Here is a 15,947-nt window from a genome sequence, read left to right as displayed (position 1 = left end):
GTGGCTTCGCGCCGCGGGCCCTTCCGTCGTTCCGTCAACTCACGGGGCGTCAGGTGCACCCGTCCGGGTGCACCTGACTCGCGCCGTCGTCCGGGCGCGCTTCTCATGGGGTGTGATGCGACACACACCACGAGGAGGGACTTCCATGCCCGTAGCCGCCCGTGCTCGCTGGGTCCTCGCCGCTGCGACATCCGTGGCCCTGGTGGCCACCGGGTGCAGCAGCGGCGGCGGCGGAAGCAGCAACAGCTCGTCGGACAGCAGCAAGAGCTTCAGCTACCAGAGCAGTGAGCCGCAGAACCCGCTGCAGCCGGCCAACGCGAACGAGGTCGGTGGTGGTCGCATCATCCAGAACCTCTTCAAGGGGCTGGTCGACTACGACCCCGCCACCGCCAAGATCCGGATGCAGGTCGCCGACAAGATCGACACCAGCGACTCCCAGACCTTCGACGTCACGCTGAAGGACGGCTGGAAGTTCCACGACGGCACGCCGGTGCACGCCAAGAACTTCGTGGACTCCTGGAACTGGAGCGCGACCACCAGCAACAACCAGATCAACAGCTCCTGGTTCTCCGACATCGAGGGCTACCAGGACGTCCACCCCGGCAGCGGCCAGCCGACCGCGACCAAGATGTCCGGCCTGACCGTGGTCGACGACCTGCACTTCACCGTCAAGCTCAGCAACAAGGTCTCGTACTTCGAGTACAAGCTCGGCTACATCGCCTTCTCCCCGCTGCCGGACGCCTTCTTCAACGACCCGACCGGGTACGGGCAGAAGCCGGTGGGCAACGGCCCCTACCAGTTCGTCAGCTGGAACCACAACACCGAGGTCGTCACCAAGGCCTTCCCGGACTACCAGGGCGTCGACAAGCCGAAGAACGGCGGCATCGTCTTCAAGATGTACACCACGTCCGAGGCCGCCTACGCCGACCTCCAGTCCAGCAACCTGGACGTGATGGACCAGGTGCCGCCGTCCGCGCTGGCGACGTACAAGAGCGACCTCGGAGACCGGGCGATCGACGCCCCGCAGGGCGCCATCCAGAACATCGGCTTCACCCTCTACCAGGCCGACTGGGCCGCGCCCGACAAGGCCAAGGTGCGCCAGGGCCTGTCCATGGCGATCGACCGCGACACCATCACCAAGACGGTGCTGCAGAACTCCCGCAAGCCGGCCACCGCCTGGGTGGCCGAGGGCGTCGAGGGCTACAAGGACGGCGCCTGCGGCGACTTCTGCAAGTTCGACCCCGCCAAGGCCAAGCAGCTGATCAGCGACGGCGGCGGCGTCCCCGGCAACAAGCTGCTGATCACCTACAACTCCGACGGCGGCCACAAGGAGTGGGTCGACGCGGTCTGCAACTCGATCCGGCAGAGCACCGGCGTCGAGTGCCTCGGCGACCCGAAGCCCGACTTCAAGACCGCGCGCGCCGCGATCACCGGGCACCAGGTCAACGGCGCCTTCCGCACCGGCTGGGTGCAGGACTACCCGCTGAACGCCAACTTCCTGTCCGACGTGTACCGCACCGGCGCCGCGTCCAACGACTTCGGCTACAGCAACCCGCAGTTCGACCAGGCGGCCACCAAGGCCGACGAGGCCGCCAGCGTCGCCGACACGGTGACCGGCTACCAGCAGGCCGAGGCGGTGCTGCCGAGCGGGATGCCGGCCATCCCGCTCTGGTACTACCGCACCAACTCGGGTTACTCGACCAAGGTGCAGAACGTGAAGTTCGACTCCTTCGGAAACCCGGCCTGGACCCAGGTCGAGGTCAAGGGCTGATCCCCCGACCCCTCGCGCCGGCCCCGCCCTTCCCGCACGGAGGGCGGGGCCCGGCCCTCCCGGCCGACCGTCCCCGGCCGGCCGTGCACCCAGGGCACGTCTAGGAAGGAGGCTCGGATGGGCAGTTACGTGCTGCGGCGGGTGCTGCAGATGATCCCGGTGTTCTTTGGCACCACGCTGCTGATCTTCCTGATGGTCTACACGCTGCCGGGCGACCCGGTGTCGGCGCTGTTCGGCGAGAAGGCCGCCGACCCGGCCATCGTGGCCAGCATCAAGCACAAGTACTTCCTGGACCAGCCGGTCTGGAAGCAGTACCTGCACTACATGGGGAACCTCTTCCAGGGGGACTTCGGGACGAGCTTCACCGGCCGCCCCGTCTCCGAGATCATGGCGACCGCCTTCCCGGTCACCATCCGGCTCGCGTTGATGGCCTTCGTCTTCGAAGTGGTCCTCGGCCTCGCCCTGGGTATGGCCTCCGGCCTCCGGCGCGGCAGCGTCCAGGACACCCTGGTGCTGATCCTCACCCTGGTGGTGATCTCGATCCCGGTCTTCGTGCTGGCCTACATCGCGCAGACGATCTTCGCCACCAACCTCGGCTGGGTCACCCCGACGGTGCAGGACTCCACCGACCTCTCCCAGCTGATCCTGCCCGCGATCGTGCTGGGCTCGCTCTCGCTCGCGTACGTCGCTCGGCTCACCCGGACGTCCATCGGCGAGAACCTGCGGGCCGACTACATCCGCACGGCGGTCGCCAAGGGGCTGCCCCGGCGGACCGTCATCTCCCGCCACCTGCTGCGCAACTCGCTGATCCCGGTGGTCACCTTCCTCGGCACCGACCTCGGCGCCCTGATGGGCGGGGCGATCGTCACCGAGGGCATCTTCAACGTGCAGGGCGTCGGCAACGTCCTGTACCGGGCGATCAACCAGAAGGAAGGCCCCACCGTGGTCGGCATCGTGACCGTCCTGGTGATCGTCTACCTCGTCGCCAGCCTGCTCGTCGACCTGCTCTACGCGGTCCTGGACCCGAGGATCCGCTATGCCTGACGTCCACGACGAGAACTCGTACGAGCCGCGCCCCAAGCCCGGGGTCTCGCACCTCGACTACGCCGGGGAGCAGGGCATGGCGGTCGAGCAGGAGACCCTGGTCGAGCCCGACCCGGCCAAGCGGGAGGAGGCCCGCAGCCTCTGGGGCGACGCCTGGCGGGACCTGCGCCGGCGGCCGATCTTCCTGATCTCCGCCGTGCTGATCCTGCTGCTGGTCGTCATGGCGGTCTTCCCCTGGGCGTTCACCGACGCCGACCCGCGCAAGGCCGACCTGATCCACGACTACCTCAGGCGGCCGGACTGGACGGACTTCTTCGGTGCCGGCTGGTTCGGCTACGACGGGCAGGGCCGGTCGATCTACGCCCGGGTGGTGTACGGCGCCCGCGCCTCGATCACCGTCGGCATCTGCGTGACCCTGTCGGTCACCGTGCTCGGCGGACTGGCCGGCATGGTCGCCGGCTACTTCGGCGGCGCCGTCGACGCGGTGATCTCCCGGATCACCGACATCTTCTTCGGCCTCCCGCTGCTGCTCGGCGCCCTGGTGCTGCTGAACGCCTTCACCACCCGCACGGTGTGGAGCGTGGTCATCGCGCTGGCCTTCCTCGGCTGGACCCAGATCGCCCGCGTCATGCGCGGCGCCGTGCTGACCGTCAAACAGTCCGACTACGTGGTGGCCGGCCGGGCGCTCGGCGCCGGGACGGGGCGGCTGATGTTCCGGCACATCCTGCCGAACGCGATCGCCCCCGTGATCGTCGTCGCCACCATCGCGCTCGGCGGCTACATCGCCACCGAGGCGACGCTGAGCTTCCTCGGCATCGGTCTGCAGGACCCGACCATCTCCTGGGGCATCGACATCTCCTCCGCCCAGAAGGTGATCCGGACGGCGCCGTACGTGCTGTTCTTCCCGGCCGTGGCGCTCTCCGTCACCGTGCTGGCCTTCATCATGCTGGGCGACGCGGTGCGCGACGCCCTCGACCCGAAGCTTCGCTGAGCGAGGGGAGCGCAACGTGAGTACAGCTGTGGACGCCAGCAGGTCCGAGCGGGCCGCGTCGTACGAGGGGCCGCTGCTCGACGTCCGCGACCTGCACGTCGAGTTCGTCACCCGGGACGGCGTGGCCAAGGCGGTCAACGGGGTCGACTACAGCGTCCGGGCGGGGGAGACGCTCGCGGTGCTCGGCGAGTCCGGTTCGGGCAAGTCGGTGACCGCGCAGGCGATCATGGGCATCCTGGACATGCCGCCGGCCCGGATCCCGCGCGGGGAGATCCGCTTCCGCGGTCGGGACATGCTGAAGATGGGCAACGAGGAGCGGCGCAGGATCCGCGGCCAGAAGATCGCGATGATCTTCCAGGACGCGCTGTCCTCGCTCAACCCGGTGCTGACGGTGGGCTTCCAGCTCGGCGAGATGTTCCGCGCCCACCGGGGGGCGTCCCGCAAGGAGGCCAAGGACAGGGCCGTCGAACTGATGGACCGGGTGCGGATCCCGGCGGCCAAGCAGCGGGTGAACGACTACCCGCACCAGTTCTCCGGCGGCATGCGCCAGCGCATCATGATCGCCATGGCGCTGGCCCTGGAACCGGACCTGATCATCGCGGACGAGCCCACCACCGCGCTGGACGTCACCGTCCAGGCGCAGGTGATGGACCTGCTCGCGGAGCTCCAGGCGGAGTACAACATGGGCCTGATCCTGATCACCCACGACCTCGGCGTGGTCGCCGACGTCGCCGACAAGATCGCCGTGATGTACGCCGGCCGGATCGTCGAGACCGCCCCGGTGCACGAGCTGTACGCGCGCCCCGCGCACCCGTACACCCGCGGCCTGCTGGACTCCATCCCGCGGCTGGACCAGAAGGGCCAGGAGCTCTACGCCATCAAGGGCCTGCCGCCCAACCTGCTGCGGATCCCCCAGGGCTGCGCCTTCAACCCGCGCTGCCCGCGGGCGCAGGACCGCTGCCGGGCCGAGGTGCCGGAGCTGTACCCGGTCGCCGAGGACGACGGCGCCCCGCTGGCCGGGCGGGGCAGCGCCTGTTTCTTCTGGAAGGAGACCCTCCATGGCCGCTAACGGGTCCACCGCACTGGGCGCCGCGGTGCCGGAGGAGGCCGCCTTCGCCCAGGAAGTGCCGCGCGGCGAGCCGATCCTCGAAGTCCGGGACCTGGTCAAGCACTTCCCGCTGACCAAGGGCGTGCTGTTCAGGAAGCAGGTCGGCGCCGTGAAGGCCGTCGACGGGGTCTCCTTCGACCTGAGGCAGGGCGAGACGCTGGGCGTCGTCGGCGAGTCCGGCTGCGGGAAGTCCACGCTGGCCAAGGTGCTGATGAACCTGGAGCCGGCCACCGGGGGATCGGTCCGCTACAAGGGCGAGGAGATCTCCCGGCTGTCCGGGTCGGCGCTGAAGGCCGTCCGCCGCAACATCCAGATGGTGTTCCAGGACCCGTACACCTCGCTGAACCCGCGCATGACGGTCGGCGACATCATTGGGGAGCCCTTCGAGATCCACCCCGAGGTGGCGCCGAAGGGGGACCGCCGCAAGGCCGTCCAGGACCTGCTGGACGTGGTCGGGCTCAACCCCGAGTACATCAACCGCTATCCGCACCAGTTCTCCGGCGGGCAGCGCCAGCGCATCGGCATCGCAAGGGGGTTGGCGCTCAGGCCGGAGATCATCATCTGTGACGAGCCGGTCTCCGCGCTGGACGTGTCGGTGCAGGCGCAGGTGATCAACCTGCTGGACAAGCTGCAGGGGGAGTTCAACCTCTCGTACATGTTCATCGCGCACGACCTCTCCATCGTCCGGCACATCTCGGACCGGGTCGGCGTGATGTACCTCGGCAAGATGGTCGAGATCGGCAGCGATGCCGAGATCTACGACCACGCCACCCACCCGTACACCCAGGCGCTGCTCTCCGCCGTCCCCGTGCCGGACCCGACGGCCAGGGAGTCGCGGGACCGGATCGTGCTCACCGGGGACGTGCCCTCGCCGGCCAACCCGCCGTCCGGCTGCCGCTTCCGCACCCGCTGCTGGAAGGCGCAGGACCGCTGCGCGGCCGAGATCCCGCTGCTCGCCTCGCCGTCCTGGCTGGGCGGGGCGGCCCGGCACGACTCGGCGTGTCACTTCGCGGCGGAGCGCGAAATCGGGCAGAGCGCGGCGGAGCGCGAGGTCGGGCAGAGCGCGGCGGAGCGCGAGATGGGGCAGAGCGCGGCGGAGCGCGAGGTCGGGCAGGGCGGTACCGAGCCCGGTTAGCGGCTCGCGAGACCCAGGGCGCGCCCCCGCACCGGGGGTGCGCCCTTTCTTGTGATGGAAAAGAGACGTGCCGCGCGATTCCGCAAGTGGGGTCGGGTCGTTGATAGTTGCTCTGCGCGTACAGGTGCTCGCCGCTGCGCTGGGGGAGGGCTGCTCGGATGGACATGGTGGAGGTGATCGGCGGCGGTCGGGAGAACCTGGTGCCCGGGACCCCGCTGCTGGAGGTCGACGACCTGCACGTCGAGTTCCGTACCCGGGACGGCGTGGCCAGGGCCGTCAACGGGGTGAGCTACTCGGTGTCGGCCGGGGAGACGCTGGCGGTGCTGGGTGAGTCCGGTTCGGGCAAGTCGGTGACCGCGCAGGCGATCATGGGCATCCTGGACACGCCGCCCGGGCGGATCACCGGCGGGCGGATCCTCTACCGCGGCGAGGACCTGCTGACCATGGGCTCCAGGGCCCGGCGGTTCGTCCGGGGCCAGAAGATCGCGATGATCTTCCAGGACGCGCTGTCCTCGCTCAACCCGGTGCTCAGCGTGGGGTACCAGCTCGGCGAGATGTTCCAGGTGCACCGCGGCGCCAGCCGCAAGGAGGCCAGGGAGAGGGCCATCGAGCTGATGGACCGGGTGCGGATCCCGGCGGCCAGGCAGCGCGTCGGTGACTACCCGCACCAGTTCTCCGGCGGCATGCGCCAGCGCATCATGATCGCCATGGCGCTCTCCATGGAGCCGGACCTGATCATCGCGGACGAGCCCACCACCGCGCTGGACGTCACCGTGCAGGCCCAGGTGATGGACCTGCTGGCCGAGTTGCAGCACGAGTTCCACATGGGGCTGATCCTGATCACCCACGACCTCGGCGTGGTCGCCGACGTCGCGGACACGATCGCGGTGATGTACGCGGGCCGGATCGTCGAGACGGCCCCGGTGCGCGACCTGTACGCGCGCCCCGCCCACCCGTACACCCGGGGACTGCTCGACTCGATCCCGCGGCTGGACCAGAAGGGGCAGAACCTCCACGCCATCAAGGGCCTGCCGCCCAGCCTCCTGGAGATCCCGCAGGGCTGCGCGTTCAACCCGCGCTGCGACCGGGTGCAGGACCGCTGCCTGAGCGAACTCCCGCCGCTGGTGCCGATGGTGGACGCCGAGGGCGCCGAGCTGCCGGGCCGTCGCAGCGCCTGCCACTTCTGGCGGGAGACCCTGCACGGCTGAGGGCGCCGGGGCGCCGCCGGCGCCTACCGCTCGAAGCCGACGTTCTCCCAGACGATGTCGGACAGCCCCTGGGCGCCGATGTTGGCGAGGTTGGCGCGGGCGCCGTACAGCTGCGGGCGCTGGTAGAGCGGCAGCACGCCGGCCACCTTCCACAGCTCGCCGTCGGCCTGGTTGATCGCCTCGGAGGCGGTGGCCGCGTCGGGTGCGGCGGCGGCGCGGTCGAGGGCGGCGTCCACCGCCGGGCTGCCCGTGCCGACGTGGTTGGTGCCGCCGTTCTGGACGAAGTCGGCGCGGTTGCCGCTGGCCGGGAAGGGCGTGCCGAGCAGCGAGTACGCGGTGATGTCGAAGTCGCCGCGGTTGACGTACTTGTCGAAGAACTCGTTGGCGGCGGAGGTGACCGTGGTGACCTTGACGCCGATGTCCTTGAGCGTCCTGGTGGCGCTGTCGGCCTCGCTCTGCGCCTGGGTGACGCCGGCCGGGATGACCATCCGCAGGTTCAGCTCGCGGCCGTTGCGCTTGCGGACGTCGCCGTCGAGCCGCCAGCCGGCCGCGTCCAGCTTGCGGGCGGCCTCGGCGGGGTCGTAGCGGCTGAGGCCGAGGGAGTTGTCCCGGTAGGCGTTCTGGTTGGCGACCAGCAGGTGGTTGTTGAGCGGGGCGGCTGGCCAGTCCAGGCCGTTCAGGTCGGAGCGGATGACGGCGTCCCGGTTGATGGCCTGGAAGACGGCCTGGCGGACGGTCGCGTCGCTGAGTGCCGGGGTGCGGGCGTTGAGGGTGAGCTGGCGGAAGTCGGGCCCGCCGGCCCGGCGGACGGCGGCGCCCTTGGTGCTCTTGATGGTCTGGTAGCCGGCGACGTCCGGGCCGTTGTTGAAGAGGTCGATCTCGCCCTTGGCGAAGGCGGGGGCCATGGCGTTGGGCAGCATGGCGTGGAAGACGATCCGGTCCAGCAGCGGCTTGTCGCCCCACCAGGCGGGGTCGGCGACCAGCGTGATGGTCTGGGCGGCGCGGTCCAGCCGTTCGACCTTGAACGGGCCGGCGGTGACCGGGATCGCGTCCAGGTAGGCGGAGTTGAACAGCTCCGGGGTGGCTAGCCGGCTCGCGGGCAGCAGCGGGGCGTTGGCGGCGCCGTTGAACATCGACTGCCACTCGGAGAACGGCCGGTCGAAGGTCATCACCGCCTGGAAGTCGTCCTTGCCCCGCTCGACCGAGGAGACCTGTTCGAAGCCGGTGTTGCTGGCGGGCCGGTAGGCCGGGTCCTTCCCGTTCAGCGCCCGCCAGTTGGCTTCGAGGTCGCGCCAGGTGATCGGGGTGCCGTCGGACCAGTGGGCCTTCGGGTTGAGCGTCCAGACGACGACCTGCCGGCCGTCCCGCAGCTCCGCGTGGGCGTCTTGCAGGTAGGCCGGGTTGGCGGTCTGGGTGCCGGCCGCGTCGGAGCGGAAGAAGGTCGGCAGCAGCGGCTTGCTGACGCTGATCGTCGAGGACTCGCTGCCGTCGGTCTGGATCGGCGACCACTGGCGGGAGAACTGGGCGATCGCCAGGTGCAGGGTGCCGCCCTGGCGCAGCTGGGAGCGCTCGCGCGGGTTGACGTCGATCGAGGTGAGCTTGGGGGCCCCGGTGGCGGACGGCCCGTCCGCGGCGGCGCCACCCTGGCCGGAGGCGCACGAACAGAGCGTCAGTGAGAGCGACAGGGCGGTGAGACCGGCGAGCAGAGCCGTCCGGTGCTGGAGGCGGCGGCTCATCGGCGTGCTCCCCGAGGTGGCTGTGGCGGAAGGTGTGGCGTCACATCTTGCTGACCGGGAGGGGGAGTTGTCGAGGGGCGGGCCGGATGCCGGCCCGCCCCCCGATCGGTGCGGTCGCTGCTCAGGCGACGGTGAACTTGAAGGTGCGGTCCTTCTCGCCGGTCTTGTCGAGCAGCGAGGTGACGGCGTCCGCGACGTCCTGCGGGGTGATCGCGGCGTTCTGGCCGTTCTTCTTGACCTTCACCTTGTCGAACACGCTGCCCAGCTGGCCGTTCAGCGCGTCGAGGTCCCACTTGGGCACGATCTTGCCGGAGGCGTCCGGGACGAGCGTGAGCGTCTTGGCGGCGACCTGCTTGCCGAAGATCCACTTCTTGGCGCCGGCCAGGACGTACACGTTGCCGTTGAGCGCGGACTTGCCGAGGCTGTCCGCGGCGGCTTGCAGGGCCTGCGGGGAGACCTTGGGCTGGGCGGCCGTCACGGCGAGCGCGATCGGCTGCTCGGGCTTGCCGGCGGCGCGGTCGCGGTAGGCCTGCTCGACCACGTCGAGGGCGCTCGCCGAGTCGACGGCCTGGCCGGCCCGGCCGGGCACCACGACCGGGTCGCCGTTGTCGGCGAACTTGACGTAGCCCTCCTGAAGGCCCTGGCCCGAGCCGGAGGCCAGGGTGTCCAGGGCGGCCTTGAGCTTGGCCCGGTCCACCTTGACGTCCGGTGCGACCGCCTTGGTGCCGCCCTTCAGCGACTTGATGACGTCGACCGGGCTGTAGCTGTGCTGGGCGAGGCCGTCCACGGTGCCCGTGGTGTCGAAGCTCAGCCCGGCGACGGTCGGGTCGAGGTTCAGCGCCTGGTCGCCGACCTTCAGCTTGAGCGGCTGCTGGCCGGTCTTGCCGACGGTCTCGTCGAGCTGGTGGATCGCCTGGTCGCGGCTGTTGCCGCCGATGTCGGTGCCGAGCACCACAGTGCCCTTGGGGATGTCGGACTGGTTGAGCATCAGGCCGGTGCCGTACGCGGCGGCGCCGAGGAACAGCACGAAGCCGACGCCGTACACGCCCAGCTTGACCAGCTTCTTGCCGGCGCTGGCCTTCGGCTTGGCCTTGCCCTTGGTCTTGGCGGGCGCGGGCGCGGACTCGGTCCTGGCCGGCTGCGGTGCGGGCCGGGGGCCCGGGGCGGGGGTCGGCAGCGGGGTGAACTCGGTGGCCTCCGGGTCCGGTCCGGGCTGCTGCGGGTGCCCGGGGGCGGTACCGGGGGCGCCGGGGAAGAGCCCGCCGGGGGCCGGGTGGGCGAAGGCGTCCTGGCCCGGTGCGGCGGGGCGCTGGGCGGCGAACGGGTCGGCACCGGCCGGGGCCGAGGCGAACAGGCCGGGCTGCGGGCGGGCTTCGCCGCCGTGCGCGGCGCCGTTCTGCGGCAGGCCCGGTATGGCGGCGGGCGGCGGGGTGCCCTCGCGGATCGGCTCGAAGCCGTCGACCGAGGTGTCCTCCGGGTCCGTCGCGCCGGCCGCCGGGCCCTGCGGGCGGGCGCCCGGGCGCGGGCCCTGCTGCGGCCGTCCGTCGGACTGCCGGCCGTTGCGCCGGCCGCCGTTCTGCTGGGCGTCCTGCTGCGGGCGGTCGTCGCGCCGGCCACGGGCTCCGGCCGTGGGCGCCATCGGGGCGAACGGGTCGGCGGTGGGCGGCGCGAAGGGGGAGGCGGCCTCGTACACGCCGGGCTCCTCCGCCGGGGCCTGCGCACCGGGGCCGGCGGGGAACGGCGCACCGTTCGGATTCGGGGCCGGGTTCGGGGCCTGGGCCTGGGCGGGCACCGGTCGGCCGTTCGGACGGGCCGCGCCCTGGGCGGGGCGGGCACCGTTCGGGCGGGCGCCGGGGGCCGGGGCGGCCGTCGGCCGGGGCTCGGCGGCGGCGGGCGCGGCCGGGGCCTCCGGCGCGCCCGGGGTGTTCGGGGCACCGGCCGGTACGGCGGTCGGCGCCGGCTCGGCCTTCTTCTGCCGGGGCCGGAACCAGGCGCCGGTGGACTCGGCCTCGGACGTCGCCGGCGGGATCGGCGGGACCTGCCACTCCGGCGGCAGTTCCGGCGGGGTGGCCGTGCGGGCGCCGCCCTCCATCACCCCGAGGACGGGGGCGGAGGGCGCGGACCGGTGCCGCGGGCCGCCCGGCTCGGGGACGGCCGCCGGGGCCTCCTCGCCCGGGCCGTCCTCGTTCTTGACGGTGCTGCGGACCACGACCGGCGGGATCGGGCGCGACCCGGGGATGTTGATCCGGACCCGGGTCGTCAGGGTGGTCTCGGTCTTCGGGCCGTCGTCCTCGCCGCCCGACGCGGCGCCCTGGGCGGCACCGGCCCGGTCGCCGCCCGGGAGCCCCGGTGTGCCGTAGGGCGGGGTGCCCGACGGGTAGGCGTCCGGACCCGTACGCCGGGGCGTCGGGTGGGCGTTGTCAGATTCGCGGCTGCTCAATGCTGCTCTGCTCCGGGTTCGCGGGCGGGCCGTGCGGCGCGACCGCGGTTCGTGGTCGCCGGGCCTGGGCGGGCGGCGGTCGGGTACGGCGTTCTGCGGGACCACCATACTGGGAAGAACAGAGCGGCGAACGGCTTCGGACAGATCCTGATACGTCCGGTTCCTCCGGTATGAGAGTACGGCCGCGCGCTCCTGACTGCGCGTCGTGCGCGGTGCGTACGTGCCCCGCGGGCGGGTTCAGCGCGGCGGGCCGGGCACGCCCGGGAACCAGCTGCCGCGGGTCGGCAGGGTGGCGCAGATCACGCCCAGGACCGAGCCGCCGAACAGCCAGCCGAGCGAGGTGGCGTTGGACCACAGCACGTTGTCGCCCTCCGGCCGGGGCACGATCACCAGCAGCATCGCCATGAACCAGCCGGCCGCGGGCAGTGCCGCGCCCAGCCGGGTGCCGGTGACCCGTAGGCCGCCGTAGAAGGTGGCGCCGGTCGCCGCGAGCGCCAGCAGGACCCCCACGGGCGGCCACAAGGCCTGCACGAAGGATCCGCAGACCGACACCGCGACACCCAGCAGGAAGAACAGGACGTAGGCCGCGATCCGGGCGGCGCGCGGGGGCTGAGGCTCGGCCAGCCGTTCCCCGCGGGTGCCGAGGACGGCCGCCGGGAACGAGCGGCGCGGCGGCCGGGCGGCGGCGGGCTCGGTCATCGGACGCTCTCCTCGGCGGTGGCGGTGGCGGTGGCGGTGGGCAGCGGGTCGGCGGCGGGCGACAGCCCCGCGAACAGGTCGTCCTCGGGCCGCTCCGGCCCGGCCTGGCCGCGTACCAGCTGGTAGTACTCGGTGGCGACCAGCGGCTGGCCGAGGTCGTTGGAGAGCGCGAAGAAGGCGCCGTCCACGGTGATCTGAGTGGCGTGCGCGGCCATCGCGGCGGCCTTGCGCCCGGCGTACGCGGAGCCGTCCAGCACGGTGGTGACCACCTCGTCGGCCACCACCCCGGGAACGTCGGCGGGCCGGGCCGTCCCGGGGAAGGACGCCCGGGCGGCGGTCTCGGCGAGCCCGGCCTCGATCACCGAGCGGGGCATCCGGTTCCAGTACACCTTGGCGATCCGCCAGGCCGGGCCCAGCTCCGGGCGGTGCGCCGGATCGGCCGCCAGCTCGTACGCGCGCATCGCGACCCGGTGCGCCTGGATGTGGTCCGGGTGCCCGTAGCCGCCGTTCTCGTCGTAGGTGACCAGCACCTGCGGCCGGACCTCGCGGACCACCGCGACCAGGTGGCCGGCCGCCTCGTCGAGGTCGGCCCGCCAGAAGCAGCCGGGCACGTCGTTGTCGGGCAGGCCCATCATCCCGGAGTCGCGGTAGCGGCCAGGGCCGCCGAGGAAGCGGAGGTCGGTGACGCCGAGCGCGCGCATCGCCGCGGTCAGCTCGCCGATCCGGTACGCGCCGAGGGTGCCTTCCCGATCGGCCGTCAGATGGGCCAGCCCGGGCGGGATCACCTCGCCGCCCTCGCCGAGGGTGCAGGTCACCAGGGTGACCTGGGCGCCCTCGGCGGCGTACCGGGCCATGGTGGCGCCGTTGCCGATCGACTCGTCGTCGGGGTGGGCGTGCACCAGGAGCAGGCGGCGGCCGGTAGTCGCGGTCATGGGAGGAAGCCTAACGACCGCCGTGGCGGGGTCAGAGCTTCAGGCCGTTGATCATCCCGGCGAGGTTGCTGGTGACCTGGCTGATCGACGGCGCGATCGAGCTGGACGCCAGGTAGAAGCCGAGCAGCGCGCAGATGATCGCGTGCGCGAGCTTCAGCCCGGAGCGGCGGATCAGTACCACCACGATGACCAGCATCAGCATGGCTGCGGAGACGGACAAAGCCATGTCGGCTCACACCCCTTCTCGGGTGCGCCACCCCCTGGGGAGGGTGACGGTGGGACCGTACGGGACTTGCGGTCGGGCGACCGTGGCCGGGACGGGCCCGACGATCACTCGCCCGACCAGTCATACCCGATGAGTAAGGGGAGCATTACATTCGGTGAGTCTCCACATGCCGGGGTACGGAGGCACTCGTAGGGCGCATGGGCCGGTCGGAGGGGGTATGGGCGCCTTTGGGGCGTACTCGGGAACGATGCTCCGAACGAGTGATCACCGGCGCCCGGCAGCGGGAGTACGGCGTCGTAGGGTCTGGTGCCATGACCTCCCACACCCCTGCGGACACCTTCCCCCGGCAGTACGCGCGGACCCTGCGCTACACCGTCGGCGCGCCCCGCTCCTTCTCCGTCGCACCGGACGGCTCGCGGGTCGTCTTCCTGCGCTCCCGATCGGGCGGCGACCGGGCCAACCTGCTCTGGACCCTCGACACCGCCACCGGCGAGGAGCGGATCGCCGCCGACCCGGCCGTGCTGCTCGGCGGCGGCGAGGAGGACCTCTCGCCCGCCGAGAAGGCCCGCCGCGAGCGCAGCCGCGAAGGCTCGGCCGGCATCGTCGGCTACGCCCTGGACGCGGCCGGCCGGCTGGCCGCCTTCGCCCTCTCCGGCCGGCTGTTCACCGCGGACCTGGCCACCGGCGCCACCGCCGAACTGCCCGCCCAGGGCCCGCTGCTGGACCCGCGGGTCTCCCCGGACGGCAGCCACGTCGCCTACGCCAACACCGCCGGCGAACTGCGCCTCACCCGCGCCGACGGCACCGCCGACCGGGTGCTCGCCGAGCCCGACGGCCCGAACGTCACCTGGGGGCAGGCCGAGTTCATCGCCCAGGAGGAGATGAGCCGCGACCGGGGCTTCTGGTGGTCCCCCGACGGCGACCGGCTGCTGGTCGAGCGCGCCGACGACACCCCGGTGCGCCGCTGGTGGATCGCCGACCCGGCCAACCCGCAGCGCGAGCCCGCCGAGGTCGCCTACCCGGCCGCCGGCACCGCCGACGCCGAGGTCGGCCTCTGGGTGCTCGACCTGGACGGCGGCCGCACCGAGGTGGTCTGGGACCGCACGGCCTTCCCGTACCTCGCCCGGGTGCACTGGTCCGCGGGCGGCGTGCCGCTGCTGCTCGTCCAGGCCCGCGACCAGCGCAGCCAGCTGGTCCTCGGCCTCGACGTGGCCACCGGCGCCACCGAGGTGCTGTTCGAGGAGCGCGACGACGCCTGGCTGGAGCTGTTCCAGGGCGTCCCGGCCTGGACCCCGGACGGCAAGCTGGTCCGGATCTCCGACGAGGGCGGCGTGCGGGCGCTGGTGATCGGCGACCAGGCCGTCACCGGGGCCGACCTGCACCTGCGCTCGGTGGTCGCCGTCACCGACGCCGAGGTGCTGTTCACCGCCTCCGGCGGCGCCGCGGAGACCGACCCCGAGCCCGGCTGGATCGCCGTCGGCCGGATCAGCCACGACGGCAAGCGGCTCGGCTGGGAGTCCGCCAACGGCCGTCCGTTCACCTCCGTCACCAGCGCCGTGCACGCGGGCGGGATCACCGTGCGCGCCACCGCCGAGCCCGACCTGCCCGGCACCCTCGTCCAGGTCGCCCGCGACCTGCCCGAAGGCGTGGTCGTCGACGACGTCGCCACCATCGCCTCCTACGCCGAGACCCCGGTCATCACCGCCCGCCCGGTGTTCCGCTTCGCCGGCGAGCGCCGCATCCCGGCCGCGGTCTTCCTGCCCACCGGCTACGACCGCGAGCGGGACGGCCTGCTGCCCGTCCTGATGGACCCGTACGGCGGCCCGCACGGCCAGCGCGTCGTCCAGGCGCACAACCCGCACCTCAACTCGCAGTGGTTCGCCGACCAGGGCTTCGCCGTGGTCGTCGCCGACGGGCGCGGCACCCCCGGCCGCAGCCCGGCCTGGGAGAAGTCCATCGCCTTCGACTTCGCCGGTGCCACCCTCGACGACCAGGCCGACGCGCTGCAGGCGCTCGCCGAGGAGTTCCCGCTGGACCTCGGCCGGGTCGCCATCCGCGGCTGGTCGTACGGCGGCTACCTCTCCGCGCTCGCCGTGCTGCGCCGCCCCGACGTCTTCCACGCGGCCGTCGCCGGCGCGCCGGTGACCGACTGGGAGCTGTACGACACCCACTACACCGAGCGCTACCTCGGCCACCCGGCCGAGCGGCCCGAGGTGTACGCGGCCAACTCGCTGACCGGCTACGCCGCCGGGCTGGAGCGGCCGCTGATGATCATCCACGGCCTGGCGGACGACAACGTGGTCGCCGCGCACACCCTGCGGCTGTCCTCCGCGCTGCTCGCGGCCGGCCGCCCGCACACCGTGCTGCCGCTGTCCGGTGTCACGCACATGACGCCGCAGGAGGAGGTCGCGGAGAACCTGCTGCTGCTCCAGGTCGACTTCGTGAAGCGCGCGCTGGGCCTCTGACACCCAGCCTGACCTGCGGTCGTGCGGCCGGTACCCCTGACCCGGGTACCGGCCGCAGCCATGACATCCGTCATACCGAAGGCACGACGGCGGACACTGCCGCCGCACCCCGCCCGCACGGGACTCTGAGGTGGTGCGAACGACACCGATCGCGACACCGATCGCGACCACGGGCGCGACACCACCAGGGGA

The 15,947-nt window shown here is 72.2% G+C and carries 12 protein-coding genes; 7 read left to right on the top strand and 5 right to left on the bottom strand.

The features are described from left to right. Positions 1-145 precede the first annotated feature (145 nt). The 6 genes from AC07AL_RS11085 to AC07AL_RS11060 all read left to right on the top strand — a co-directional run bounded on the left by AC07AL_RS11085 (position 146) and on the right by AC07AL_RS11060 (position 7,257). Positions 146-1,771: a peptide ABC transporter substrate-binding protein gene (locus AC07AL_RS11085; protein ID WP_363621423.1), complete on the top strand. Its 1,626-nt coding sequence runs from the start codon at positions 146-148 to the stop codon at positions 1,769-1,771. Between the two features lie 117 nt (positions 1,772-1,888). Next, the gene (locus tag AC07AL_RS11080) at positions 1,889-2,815 is read left to right on the top strand and encodes an ABC transporter permease (protein ID WP_363585423.1); all 927 of its coding nucleotides are present in this window, start codon (positions 1,889-1,891) and stop codon (positions 2,813-2,815) included. Between the two features lie 76 nt (positions 2,816-2,891). Continuing rightward, the gene (locus tag AC07AL_RS11075) at positions 2,892-3,806 is read left to right on the top strand and encodes an ABC transporter permease (protein ID WP_363585478.1); all 915 of its coding nucleotides are present in this window, start codon (positions 2,892-2,894) and stop codon (positions 3,804-3,806) included. 16 nt (positions 3,807-3,822) lie between these two features. Beyond that, on the top strand, positions 3,823-4,875 hold the full coding sequence (locus AC07AL_RS11070; RefSeq protein WP_363621425.1) for an ABC transporter ATP-binding protein: 1,053 nt from the start codon (positions 3,823-3,825) through the stop codon (positions 4,873-4,875). Next, entirely contained in the window at positions 4,865-6,049 is a 1,185-nt protein-coding gene (locus AC07AL_RS11065) for an ABC transporter ATP-binding protein (protein ID WP_478317337.1), read from the top strand. Before AC07AL_RS11070 ends, AC07AL_RS11065 begins: the two co-directional genes overlap by 11 nt. A 158-nt stretch (positions 6,050-6,207) precedes the next feature. Then, entirely contained in the window at positions 6,208-7,257 is a 1,050-nt protein-coding gene (locus tag AC07AL_RS11060) for an ABC transporter ATP-binding protein (RefSeq protein ID WP_363585420.1), read from the top strand. 23 nt (positions 7,258-7,280) lie between these two features. On the opposite strand, the gene AC07AL_RS11055 is transcribed toward AC07AL_RS11060, so the two are convergent. From AC07AL_RS11055 to AC07AL_RS11035, 5 genes are all read right to left on the bottom strand, one after another. Then, positions 7,281-8,993 carry an ABC transporter family substrate-binding protein gene (locus tag AC07AL_RS11055; RefSeq protein WP_478317336.1) on the bottom strand — a complete coding sequence of 571 codons (1,713 nt, stop codon included), beginning with the start codon at positions 8,991-8,993 and terminating at the stop codon, positions 7,281-7,283. A 121-nt stretch (positions 8,994-9,114) separates the two neighbouring features. After that, a complete protein-coding gene (locus AC07AL_RS11050) occupies positions 9,115-11,433 on the bottom strand; it encodes a peptidoglycan binding domain-containing protein (protein WP_478317335.1) in 2,319 nt (772 codons plus the stop codon). Between the two features lie 237 nt (positions 11,434-11,670). Beyond that, entirely contained in the window at positions 11,671-12,132 is a 462-nt protein-coding gene (locus AC07AL_RS11045) for a DUF6113 family protein (protein WP_363585417.1), read from the bottom strand. Then, the gene (gene mshB, locus AC07AL_RS11040) at positions 12,129-13,064 is read right to left on the bottom strand and encodes an N-acetyl-1-D-myo-inositol-2-amino-2-deoxy-alpha-D-glucopyranoside deacetylase (RefSeq protein ID WP_363629549.1); all 936 of its coding nucleotides are present in this window, start codon (positions 13,062-13,064) and stop codon (positions 12,129-12,131) included. The genes AC07AL_RS11045 and mshB overlap by 4 nt, the downstream gene beginning before the upstream one ends. Positions 13,065-13,095: 31 nt before the next feature. Further along, entirely contained in the window at positions 13,096-13,290 is a 195-nt protein-coding gene (locus AC07AL_RS11035) for a DUF2304 family protein (RefSeq protein ID WP_063347949.1), read from the bottom strand. 311 nt (positions 13,291-13,601) lie between these two features. On the opposite strand from AC07AL_RS11035, the gene AC07AL_RS11030 reads away from it, so the two are divergent. Next, complete coding sequence (locus AC07AL_RS11030; protein WP_363585415.1) at positions 13,602-15,755, top strand: S9 family peptidase; 2,154 nt, start codon at positions 13,602-13,604, stop codon at positions 15,753-15,755. Positions 15,756-15,947 lie beyond the last annotated feature (192 nt).

It is taken from the genome of Kitasatospora sp. NPDC043949 (assembly GCF_056435365.1).
The sequence above is the reverse complement of the archived record's forward strand: the minus strand, read 5'-3'. Positions and strand labels throughout refer to the sequence as shown.